An 11,439-nucleotide genomic window follows, 5' to 3' on the forward strand; every position below is an offset into this window, starting at 1 on the left:
ACCACGACTATAAAAAGGGGGTGCGGTCACACACAAGCCCTGGGAGCTTCAGGAGTCCTTAAAGCTCGACTTCCTTCATCAGCATGCCGACCTCGGTGTTGGACAGCCGTCGCAGCCAGCCCGACTTCTGGTCGCCCAGGGTGATCGGGCCGAAGGCGACGCGGACCAGCTTGTCGACCGGGAAACCGGCCTCGGCCAGCATCCGGCGCACGATGTGCTTGCGGCCCTCGTGCAGGGTCACCTCGACCAGGTAGTTCTTGCCGGTCTGCTCGACGACCCGGAAGTGGTCCGCCTTCGCGTACCCGTCCTCCAGCTGGATGCCGTCCTTCAGCCGCTTGCCCAGGTCACGCGGGATCGGGCCCACGATGTGCGCGAGGTAGACCTTCTTCACGCCGTACTTGGGGTGGGTCAGCCGGTGCGCCAGCTCGCCGTGGTTGGTGAGCAGGATGACGCCCTCGGTCTCGGTGTCGAGCCGCCCGACGTGGAACAGCCGCGTCTCGCGGTTGGTCACGTAGTCGCCGAGGCACTGACGGCCCTCGGTGTCCTCCATCGTGGAGACGACGCCGGCCGGCTTGTTCAGCGAGAAGAACTGGTACGACTGGGTGGCGACCGTCAGGCCGTCGACCTTGACCTCGTCGTTCTCCGGGTCGACCCGCTTGCCCTGCTCCAGGACGATCTCGCCGTTGACCTCGACCCGCGCCTGCTCGATCAGCTCCTCGCAGGCGCGCCTGGAGCCGTAGCCCGCGCGCGCGAGGACCTTCTGAAGCCGCTCGCCCTCCTGCTCGGCGCCCGGGAAGGTCTTGGGCAGCTTCACTTCCTTCTTGCCGGCGTACCGGTCCCGGTTGCGCTCCTCGGCCCGCGTCTCGTACTCGCGGGAACGTGCCGGCTCCGTGCGTCCACCGCGCTGCTGGCCCTGCTTGGGGCCGCCCTTGGCGCCGCCTCGGGCCGCGCCGCCGCGCCCGGCCTTCGGGCCCTCATGGGTGGCGCCGGGGCCCACGTCGTAGCGACGCTCCTCGGGACGGGGCTTGCTCGGACGCTTCGGCCTGTCGTCGCGGCCCCCCGCGCCCGTCGGCCTGTCGTCACGGCCTCCCGAGCCGCCCCTCGACCGGTCGTCACGGCCTCCGGAGCCGCCCCTCGGCCGGTCGTCACGGCCTCCGGAGCCACCCCTCGGCTGGGAACCGCCCCCGCCGGTCCCCCGGGGCTTGCCGCGCCCGTTGTTCCTGCCACTGCCGCTGCCACTGCTTCGCATCAAAGTTCCGTCGTCGTCGTGTCGTCTGCATCTGCATCCGGTGCGTCCGGATCGAACGACGGGACCCCTTCCAGCATCTCGGCCTCGATCGCCTCCGCCTCGGGGAGAAAGGGCGCGAGCTCCGGGAGCTCGTCCAGACCGCGCAGGCCCATCCGCTCCAGAAAGTAGTTCGTCGTCACGTACAGGATCGCACCTGTTTCGGGTTCCGCGCCCGCCTCCTCGACCAGACCGCGCTGGAGCAGGGTGCGCATCACGCCGTCGCAGTTCACTCCGCGCACCGCGGAGACCCTGCTGCGGCTGACCGGCTGGCGGTACGCGACGACCGCCAGGGTCTCCAGCGCCGCCTGCGTGAGCCGGGCCTGCTGTCCGTCCAGCACGAAGCCCTCGACGGCCGCCGCGTACTCGGGCCGGGTGTAGAACCGCCAGCCGCCCGCGATGAGCCTGAGCTCGAAGCCACGCCCCTGCACGGTGTACTCGTCGGCCAGCTCGCGCAGCGCGTCCGCGACCCTGCGCCGGGGCCGCTGGAGGATCTTCGCGAGGTGCTCCTCGGTCGCGGGCTCGTCGACGACCATCAGGACGGCCTCCAGGGCCGGCTTGAGGTCGAGTGCGGCGACGGTCTCCTCGGTCACGTCTTCGTCTCCTTCTCGGGCTCCTCGGGCGGCCGGTCGAACTCGTCCGTGACCATCGGCTGCGCGTCCCCGTCCCCGCCGGTCCAGCGCACCAGCAGCTCGCCGAGCGCGGTCTCCTGGTCGAGCGCGACCGCCTTCTCCCGGTACAGCTCGAGCAGCGCCAGGAAGCGGGCCACGACGGTGAGGGTGTCCTCGGTGTCCGCCACCAGCGTGCGGAAGCTGGCCTCGCCGAGCTCCCTGAGCCGTGCGACGACGATCCCGGCCTGTTCCTGCACGCTCACCAGCGGCGCGTGGATGTGGTCGACGTACACCTGCGGCTTCGCCCGGGGCTGCATCGCCTTGACCGCCAGCTTCGCGAACCCCTCCGGGCCGATGCTGATGACGACCTCGGGCAGCAGCTCCGCGTGGTGCGGTTCGAGACCGACGGTACGGGGGTAGCGCCCGGCCTCGCTCTCCAGCCGGTGCGTGAAGATGTCGGCGACCCGCTTGTACGCCCGGTACTGGAGCAGCCGGGCGAACAGCAGGTCCCGGGCCTCCAGCAGGGCCAGGTCGGCCTCGTCCTCGACCTCCGCGGCGGGCAGCAGCCGGGCCGCCTTGAGATCGAGCAGCGTGGCGGCCACGACCAGGAACTCGGTGGTCTGGTCCAGGTCCCAGTCGGGACCCATCGCCCGGATGTGCGCCATGAACTCGTCGGTGACCTTCGACAGCGCGACCTCGGTGACGTCCAGCTTGTGCTTGGAGATCAACTGGAGCAGCAGATCGAAGGGCCCCTCGAAGTTGGCGAGGCGGACCTTGAAGACACCGTCGGGAGCTTCCTGGGACTCGGGAACAGGCTCCGGACCCCCGGATCCCGGCACGCCGGATCCCGGCACCGCCTCGGATACGCCGGGCTCCGGACCTACGGGATCCGGTTCGCCGGGTTCCGGCCCTACGGATTCCCGTACGCCGGGTTCCGGACCTACGGGATCCGGTACGCCGGGTTCCGGCTCGACCGGATCCGGTACGACGGGATCCGGTACGACGGGATCCGGTACGACGGGATCCGGTACCGGTTCCGGTACGGCCGCCCCGGGCTCCGGATCGGTGGGGACCGGCGATGTTCCGGGCCCCCGCCCCAGCGCACGCCGACGGCCGGCTGCTGCGCCGGGGCCGGGGACGGGAACGTCGTTCGAGGTCATGGCCCCCGCAGGCTACCGCTACCGCCCGCGAAGTCGTCGTACGAGGATGCTGGCGTCCCCGCGGCTCTCCAGGTCGGCGAGGACCACGGCGACCGCCTCGCGGACGATGCGCCCCCGGTCCACGGCCAGCCCGTGCTCACCGCGGAGCACCAGTCGGGCGTGCTCCAGGTCCATGAGCTCTTCGGCGGAGACGTAGACGGTGATCTTCTCGTCGTGCCGCTCCCGGCCACTGGGCCTGCGGGACGGCTGCCGTGCGCGCTTGCGCGACTGGCCGTCGGCGGCGGAGGCAGAACCTTCCTGCGGGCCCTGGCGCCGCTCGGAGCGCTCCCCGGGGGCGCCCCGGGTGCGGGACTCCCCGGCGTCGCCCTGGCCCGCGTCGGCCGCCGCGTGCTCGGCGCCCTCGCCGTCACCGCCCTGCGCGGGCACGGCCTGCGGCGCGTCCTCCGCGCCGCCGGCCGCCACCCCGTCGCTCTCGCCGGCCGGCGCGGGCACCCGGGCCTCGCCGTTGGCGGGGCGCCGGGGCGCGGACGGCTGAAGCGCCATTCCCCCTGTCGTACGGAAGAGTTCGTCGGCCCCCGGCAGACTCACTCGGCGTGACACCGGGCGAGCACCTCCCTGGCGAGCTGACGGTAGGCGGCGGCGCCGACGGAGTTGGAGGCGTACGTGGTGATCGGCTCACCGGCGACCGTGGTCTCCGGGAAGCGGACCGTGCGCCCGATGACCGTGTGGTAGACGTGGTCGTCGAAGGCCTCGACGACCCGCGCGAGCACCTCACGGCTGTGCACGGTGCGCGAGTCGTACATCGTGGCGAGGATCCCGTCGAGTTCCAGTTCCGGGTTGAGCCGTTCCTGGACCTTCTCGATGGTCTCGGTCAGCAGCGCCACACCCCGGAGGGCGAAGAACTCGCACTCCAGCGGCACGATCACCTTGTGAGCGGCCGTCAGGGCGTTGACGGTGAGCAGGCCGAGCGAGGGCTGACAGTCGATGACGATGTAGTCGTAGTCGTCCATCAGCGGCTTGAGCGCACGCTGGAGCGTGGACTCGCGCGCGACCTCGGAGACCAACTGGACCTCGGCGGCCGACAGGTCGATGTTGCTGGGCAGCAGATCCATGTTCGGGACCGCTGTCTTCAGGAGCACCTCGTCCGCCGCCATGCCCCGCTCCATGAGCAGGTTGTAGACGGTGAGGTCGAGCTCCATCGGATTGACGCCGAGACCGACCGACAGCGCGCCCTGCGGGTCGAAGTCCACGAGCAGCACGCGCCGGCCGTACTCCGCGAGCGCGGCACCCAGGTTGATGGTCGACGTCGTCTTGCCCACGCCGCCCTTCTGGTTGCACATCGCGATGATCGTCGCGGGGCCGTGCTGGGTCAGCGGGCCCGGGATCGGGAAATACGGCAGCGGGCGTCCGGTCGGACCGACGCGCTCACGGCGCTGTCGGGCCGCGTCGGGCGCGAGCGTGGCCGCGTACTCCGGATCCGGCTCGTACTCGGCATCGGGGTCGTAGAAATGCCCTTCGGGCAGTTCGTCGTAGTCGGCGAAGTGGTTGCGGGGCGCGCCACTTCCGTCGCCGGCCATGGCGTTCACGTAATGGCCATCCATGCTCTGGTGTGCTGACAGAGCCATATGGGGGCTGCGCTGGCTCTGGTGGGCTGCGAAGGTTCGGACAGCGACGGAGCCGACAGCCTCGAGCCCCGCGGAGACCTGGGCCCGCGTCGGCATTCCTGGTTGACCACCCCCGGGAGCAAATGTCGACTCATTCACAAGTCGTCTTACCTCCTTGGTGACCAGGAAACTTCTAGACAAGGTCAGCGTGGCACCATGCCGACGGTTGGCGACTCTATGGCGTGTCGGGCGTCCGCAGCAACACAATCCGCCGGACCCGGCCCGATGTGTCGGCAATGAAACATCCCGCTGTCAAGGGCGTACGGCCGTCGCACGGCAGGTTTCGCCGGTGTACGAATCGGTCGAAGCGTTACGTTCGAGGCGAGTTGGCCGAGAGCCGCAAAGTGACCATACACACATCCGGCCGGACCTTGTCGGGCAAGGTCCGGCCGGGTGTGCGGGGTTGACGACCTGTGTTGACGTATCGCCTTTTTCCCCGGGGTGACTTGGCCTGGCGGCTCGGCTCGACGGCTCAGCCGAGCAGCTGGTCCAGCTCCATGTGCTCCAGGCCGTGCGCCTCCGCGACCTCGCGGTAAACGACCTTGCCGTCATGGGTGTTGAGGCCCTTGGCCAGCGCGGCATCGCGGCGCAGCGCCTCCACCCAGCCCTTGTCGGCGAGTTCGACGATGTAGGGCAGCGTGGCGTTGGTGAGTGCGTAGGTGGAGGTGTTGGGGACCGCGCCGGGCATGTTGGCGACGCAGTAGAAGACCGACTCGTGGACCGGGAAGGTCGGCTCGGCGTGAGTGGTCGGACGGGAGTCCTCGAAGCAGCCGCCCTGATCGATCGCGATGTCGACAAGGACACTTCCCGGCTTCATCCGGGACACGAGCTCGTTGGTGACCAGCTTGGGGGCCTTGGCGCCCGGGATGAGGACGGCGCCGATGACGAGGTCGGCCTCGAGGCAGGCCTTCTCCAGTTCGAAGGCGTTGGAGACGACCGTCTGGATCTTCGTACCGAAGATCTTGTCGGCTTCCTTGAGCTTGTTGATGTCACGGTCGAGCAGCGTCACATGGAAGCCCATGCCGATGGCGATCTGCGCCGCGTTCCAGCCGGAGACACCGCCGCCGATGACGACCGCCTTGGCGGCCAGCACGCCCGGCACTCCGCCGGGCAGCACACCGCGGCCGCCGTTGGCGCGCATCAGGTGGTAGGCGCCGACCTGGGGGGCCAGCCGGCCCGCGACCTCGGACATCGGGGCGAGCAGCGGCAGCGCGCGGCTCGGCAGCTCGACGGTCTCGTAGGCGATCGCCGTGGTGCCGGACTCGACGAGGGCGTCCGTGCACTCCTTGGACGCGGCCAGGTGCAGGTAGGTGAAGAGCGTCTGGTCCTTGCGGAGGCGGTGGTACTCCTCGGCGATGGGCTCCTTGACCTTCAGCAGCAGGTCGGCGGTGGCCCACACCTCGTCGGCGGTCTCGAGGATGCGCGCGCCGGCGGCCACGTACTCCTCGTCCGTGATGGACGAGCCGACACCGGCGTTGCGTTCGACGACGACCTGGTGGCCGTGGCGCACCAGTTCGTGCACACCGGCGGGGGTGATGGCCACCCGGAACTCGTTGTTCTTGACCTCGCGGGGGATGCCGACCTTCACGTCGATCACGGTCCTTGGCTCAGTAGATGTGGGGGCACAGCAAAGACATACCCGGAGATACAGGGCACACCGGGATGCACCGCAGGAGAACGTGCGGCAGAGCCAGTCTAATGAAGGCGTTCCCGCTGTCTAGCCTTTCATTGCATCAATCTTCAGCGGGTGTACTACGGATTTCGCAGGTGTTAGCGCGGTGTTCCGGGAGATCAGGCCGTTCTGGCCCTGCCGCCGGCCCTGCCACTGGCCCTGACGCCGGCCCTGACGCCGGCCCCGGCTCCGGCCCCGACTCGGGCTCCGACCCCGATTCCGGTTCCGGTTCCGGTTCCGGTTCCGACGACTCCGGCTCCGGATCGCGGGCCGGGGGCTCCTCTCCCAGGATGCGCTCGGCCGCGCCCCGGTGCAGTCCGGCCGCCACCGGGTCGCCGAGGCGCTCCAGGGTGTCGGCCAGCCTCAGCTGCACGGCGGCCTGGAGACGCGTGTCCTCGGCGCGCCCGGCCCACTCCACCGCCTCCTGGCAGGTGCGCAGCGACTCCTCGGGGCGCCCCGCGTACTCCTGGACCCGGGCCAGCTCGCTCAACGCCCGCGCGTGCGCGCCGACGTCGCCGTTCTTGCGGTGCCCGGCGGCCGCGGCCCGCCAGGCCCGCTGCGCCTCGCCGTAGCGGCCCGCGTAGGTGTGCGCGGTGGCGATACGGCCGTAGAGCCGGGCGGCGTCCGCGCGCTCGTCGCGGGCCAGCCGCTGGGCGAGGCCCCGTCCGAACCAGTCGGCGGCCCGGTCGTAGTCCCCGAGCTCGAGATGCGCGCCGCCTACGGATTCCATCGCGCGACCGATCGCATACGGGTCGTTCGCCTCGCGTCCGGCGTCCAGAGCGGCCCGATAGCGCACCAGGGCCTCCGCCGTGCGGCCCGTCCTGGCGTCGACGTCGGCGAGGTTCAGCAGGGCGGCGGCCTTCTCGCGGGGCAGGTTCCGCCGCTCGGCCACGTCCAGGACGAGCCGGTGGACGCCGTACAGGTCGGGCGCCGCCGCCTGGGTGCCGAAGTGCGCGACCATCGCCCTGACCAGCTGGGACATCAGACGGCGGGCCAGGGTGTCCAGCTCGCCGTCGGCGACCGCCAGACGGGCCGAGGCGAGCAGGGCGGGCCGCCGGACCCGCAGCCAGTCGGCGGCCGCGCGCGGGGTGGGGAAGCGCAGGGCGCTGGGCATCCCCTGGAGCTTCTCGCGGGCCTGGGGGTTGTCGGTCTCGGTGATGGCCCGGCAGGACTGGAGCAGCCGTACCGTCCGCTCCAGCATGCGGGCGCGGGCCAGCTGGAGCTCGGCCGGGCGGTCGTGGGTCTCGGCGGCGGCGCGCAGCAGGGGGTACAGACAGGCGGGCACCTCGTACTGGGGCAGCGGGGAGTCCACGGTCCGCAGCAGGCCCAGGGCGGCGAGGTCGTCCAGGGTGGTGCGGGCGGCGCCCATCGAGCAGCCGGCGAGCGCGGAGGCGGTGTGCGCGTCCGCCAGGCCGGCCGGGGCCAGGCAGAGCAGTCGCAGTATGCGGGCGGCGGGGGCGGGCAGCGCGGCGTGCACGAGCCGGAAGACCCGGCTGAGCGGGGAGCCCTCGTCGCCCTCCGCGTGGAGCTGCTTGGCGAGGTCGGCGACGGCCGCCTTGGGGCGGGCGGCGAGCCAGCCGCCCGCCAGGTTCAGCGCGGCCGGCTGGCCCTGGCAGGCCTCCACGAGGCCCTCGGCGGAGCGCGGGTCGACGGTGATGCGGACCGAGCCGGTGTACCGGCTCAGCAGTTCGAGCGCGGACTTGGTGTCCAGGCCGCCCAGGGTGCAGGGGCGGACGTCCGCGATGCCGGTGAGCGGCCCGGCCGAGACGGCGACGAGGAGGCACCGAGGGGTGTCCGGGAGCAGCGCGTCGACCTGTTCGGCGCCGGCCGCGTCGTCGAGCAGGAGCAGCACCCGGCGCTCCGCGAGGGCCTGGCGGAGGAGGGCCGCGAGATCGTCCTCGTCGGCGCCCGGCGGGGTCGGCACGTCCAGCGCGGTGAGCAGTTCACGGGCGGCCCGCTCGACCGGCACGGGCGTGCCGTCGGGCTCGGCGAGACGGGCGCGCAGGACGCCGTCCCGGTAGCGGTCGGCGACCTGCCTGACGAGCTCCTCGGCGAGCGCCGTACGCCCGGAGCCGGGCCGCCCGGCGATGAGGAGCACACGCGCGCGGGGCGCCTTCTTCCCGGAGATGGTGTCCAGCCCCGCGCGCTCGATGTCGGCGCGCAGTTCTTTCAACTCCCGGACTCGGCCCAGGAAATGGCCCGCTGTCGCAGCGTGTCCCGACAGCTGCACGCCGCCTGTGTCCACTGCCTGATCCGTCACGGGCCACACTCCCGTCCCACCGCACACGCAAGCCCGCCGGGACTCCGGATCGGACGATTCCAGAGCCTAGTTCACGCTCTGCGACGTTCCGGGTGGAGTACGGCGGGCACGGCCGAGACGTCCCCCGATCGGATCAGCCGATCGTCACACCGGACGGGGGCGGGACGGCCTCAGGCGGGCGGCCTCAGGACGGCCTCAGGCGGGCGTCACGCCTCGAACGGGCGCGCCGGCCAGGGTGCCTCGGCGGGGCGCAGCGCGTCGAGCCCGTCGCCGGTGCGCGCGGCGACCAGCGAGAGGACGCCCACGACGAGGCAGTTGCTGTGCACGTCGCCCGCGAGCACGCCCCGGACGAGCTCGTCGACCGGCACGCGCGCGTGCTCCATGTCGGCCTCCTCGTCCTCGACCTCGAAGCGCTCCCCGTCGGCCTCGGACAGGTCGCGGGCCAGGAAGATGCGCACCGACTCGTCACAGCCGCCCGCGGTGGGGTAGACGTCGGTCAGCACCCGCCAGTCCTCGGCCTTGACGTGCGCCTCCTCGTACAGCTCGCGCTGGGCGGCGTGCAGCGGGTTCTCGCCGGGCACGTCGAGCAGACCGGCCGGGATCTCCCACAGCTTCTGCCGCACGGGGTGGCGGTACTGCTTGATGAGCAGGACACGGCCCTCCTCGTCGAGGGCGAGGACGGCCACGGAACCCGGGTGGACCTGGAAGTCCCGGCGGACCACCGAACCGTCGGGCATGACCACCTCGTCCGTACGGACGGAGGTCTTGTTGCCGACGAAGGGGGTCTCGCTCGACCGGACCTCCCACGCCTCGGGGGTGTCCTTGATCGTCATGCCATGCGTCCTTCCACGTGCCACGTGCGCAAACGAAAACCGGGGTGCCCACCCTTGAAGGTTTGCACCCCGGCCACCGTACAACTGGTGTGTTACTTCGAAGCCTTCTCCGCCTCGACGGTCCGCTGGACCGCGGCCTTCACCAGGCCGGCGAACAGCGGGTGCGGACGCGTGGGCCGCGAGCGCAGCTCGGGGTGGGCCTGGGTGGCGACCAGATACGGGTGGACGTCACGCGGGTACTCGACGTACTCGACGAGCTTGCCGTCCGGCGAGGTGCCGGAGAACAGGATGCCCGCCTTCTTCTCGAGCTCGGCGCGGTAGGCGTTGTTCACCTCGTAGCGGTGCCGGTGGCGCTCCTCGACGTACTCCTTGCCGTCGTACACCTCACGGACGATGGAGCCCTCGGCCAGCTTGGCCGGGTACATGCCCAGGCGCATCGTTCCGCCCATGTCGCCCTCGCCGGCCACGATGTCGAGCTGCTCGGCCATGGTGGAGATGACCGGGTGGCCGGTGGCCGGGTCGAACTCGGTGGAGTTGGCGTCGCCGATGTCGGCCAGGTTGCGCGCGGCCTCGATCACGATGCACTGGAGGCCCAGACACAGACCGAGCAGCGGGATCTTGTGCTCACGGGCGTAGCGGATCGCGCCGACCTTGCCGAGCACACCGCGGTCGCCGAAGCCGCCCGGGATGCAGATGCCGTCGACGTCCTCGAGCTGCGCCTTGGCGCCCGCCGGGGTCTTGCAGTCGTCCGACGTGACCCACTTGATCTTCACGCGGGCCTTGTTGGCGAAGCCGCCGGCGCGCAGCGCCTCGGTGACCGAGAGGTAGGCGTCGGGCAGGTCGATGTACTTGCCGACCAGGGCGAGGGTGATCTCGTGGTCGGGGTTGTGGACGCGGTCGAGCAGATCGTCCCAGGTCGTCCAGTCCACATCGCGGAACGGCAGGTCCAGCTTGCGGACGACGTAGGCGTCCAGGCCCTCCCCGTGCACGGTCTTCGGGATGTCGTAGATCGAGCGGGCGTCGGGGCAGGCGACCACCGCGTCCTCGTCGACGTCGCACATCAGCGAGATCTTGCGCTTGATCGCGGTCGGCACCTCGCGGTCGCAGCGCAGCACGATCGCGTCCGGCTGGATACCGATGTTGCGCAGCGCCGCGACCGAGTGCTGGGTCGGCTTGGTCTTCAGCTCACCCGAGGGACCGATGTACGGCAGGAGCGAGATGTGCACCACGAACACGTTGTCCCGGCCGACCTCGTGACGGACCTGGCGGACCGTCTCCAGGAACGGCAGCGACTCGATGTCACCGACCGTGCCGCCGACCTCGGTGATCACGACGTCGACCTCGTCCGTGGCCATCCGGCGGATGCGGTGCTTGATCTCGTTGGTGATGTGCGGGATGACCTGCACGGTGTCGCCCAGGTACTCGCCGCGCCGCTCCTTGGCGATCACCGTCGAGTAGATCTGGCCTGTAGTGACATTGGCGGAGCCGTCCAAGTCACGATCGAGGAAGCGCTCGTAGTGTCCGATGTCCAGGTCGGTCTCGGCACCGTCGTTGGTGACGAACACCTCACCGTGCTGGAAGGGGTTCATCGTGCCCGGGTCGACGTTCAGGTACGGGTCGAGCTTCTGCATCACGACGCGCAGACCCCGCGCCTTCAGCAGCATGCCGAGGCTGGAAGCCGTCAGGCCCTTGCCGAGCGAGGAGGCGACACCCCCGGTGACGAAGATGTGCTTGGTCGTCGTGGATTTGGGCGTCATGGCCAAGAGGGGGCTCCCGTGGTCGCGATTCGGAGGTGCGGTTCGGGGGCTTCGAGACCACCGGTCCACGGGCTACCAGGGTATCAGCGCCTCAGGGAGATGGCTTCCGGCCACGCTCCGCGCACGGGTCGACACGGGCGGCCCCCGCGCACCGGATTCTCACCCGTTGCTCACCCGTTCGGCCCACCCGCGTTGTC

The 11,439-nt window shown here is 70.9% G+C and carries 9 protein-coding genes; all 9 read right to left on the reverse strand.

All coding sequences use genetic code 11. The features are described from left to right. Window positions 1–58: 58 nt before the first annotated feature. The gene (locus tag G9272_RS10985; RefSeq protein WP_171396386.1) at window positions 59–1,249 is read right to left on the reverse strand and encodes a pseudouridine synthase; all 1,191 of its coding nucleotides are present in this window, start codon (window positions 1,247–1,249) and stop codon (window positions 59–61) included. After that, entirely contained in the window at window positions 1,249–1,821 is a 573-nt protein-coding gene (gene scpB, locus G9272_RS10990) for an SMC-Scp complex subunit ScpB (RefSeq protein ID WP_253268191.1), read from the reverse strand. Before scpB ends, G9272_RS10985 begins: the two co-directional genes overlap by 1 nt. A gap of 53 nt (window positions 1,822–1,874) precedes the next feature. Beyond that, window positions 1,875–3,056: a segregation and condensation protein A gene (locus G9272_RS10995; protein WP_171396387.1), complete on the reverse strand. Its 1,182-nt coding sequence runs from the start codon at window positions 3,054–3,056 to the stop codon at window positions 1,875–1,877. Between the two features lie 18 nt (window positions 3,057–3,074). Beyond that, window positions 3,075–3,656, reverse strand: a complete 582-nt coding sequence (locus G9272_RS11000) for a hypothetical protein (protein WP_171396388.1) — start codon at window positions 3,654–3,656, stop codon at window positions 3,075–3,077. After that, on the reverse strand, window positions 3,641–4,777 hold the full coding sequence (locus G9272_RS11005; protein ID WP_171396389.1) for a ParA family protein: 1,137 nt from the start codon (window positions 4,775–4,777) through the stop codon (window positions 3,641–3,643). The genes G9272_RS11000 and G9272_RS11005 overlap by 16 nt, the downstream gene beginning before the upstream one ends. 415 nt (window positions 4,778–5,192) lie before the next feature. Continuing rightward, complete coding sequence (gene ald, locus G9272_RS11010) at window positions 5,193–6,317, reverse strand: alanine dehydrogenase (RefSeq protein WP_171396390.1); 1,125 nt, start codon at window positions 6,315–6,317, stop codon at window positions 5,193–5,195. A 136-nt stretch (window positions 6,318–6,453) separates the two neighbouring features. Then, complete coding sequence (locus G9272_RS11015; protein ID WP_253267773.1) at window positions 6,454–8,652, reverse strand: tetratricopeptide repeat protein; 2,199 nt, start codon at window positions 8,650–8,652, stop codon at window positions 6,454–6,456. Window positions 8,653–8,858: 206 nt separating this feature from the next. Further along, window positions 8,859–9,485, reverse strand: coding sequence for an NUDIX domain-containing protein (locus G9272_RS11020; protein ID WP_171396391.1), 627 nt, complete (start codon window positions 9,483–9,485; stop codon window positions 8,859–8,861). A 92-nt stretch (window positions 9,486–9,577) separates the two neighbouring features. Beyond that, window positions 9,578–11,242, reverse strand: coding sequence for a CTP synthase (locus G9272_RS11025; RefSeq protein WP_171396392.1), 1,665 nt, complete (start codon window positions 11,240–11,242; stop codon window positions 9,578–9,580). Window positions 11,243–11,439: the final 197 nt, after the last annotated feature.

It is taken from the genome of Streptomyces asoensis, assembly GCF_013085465.1.
Lineage (GTDB): Bacteria > Actinomycetota > Actinomycetes > Streptomycetales > Streptomycetaceae > Streptomyces > Streptomyces cacaoi_A.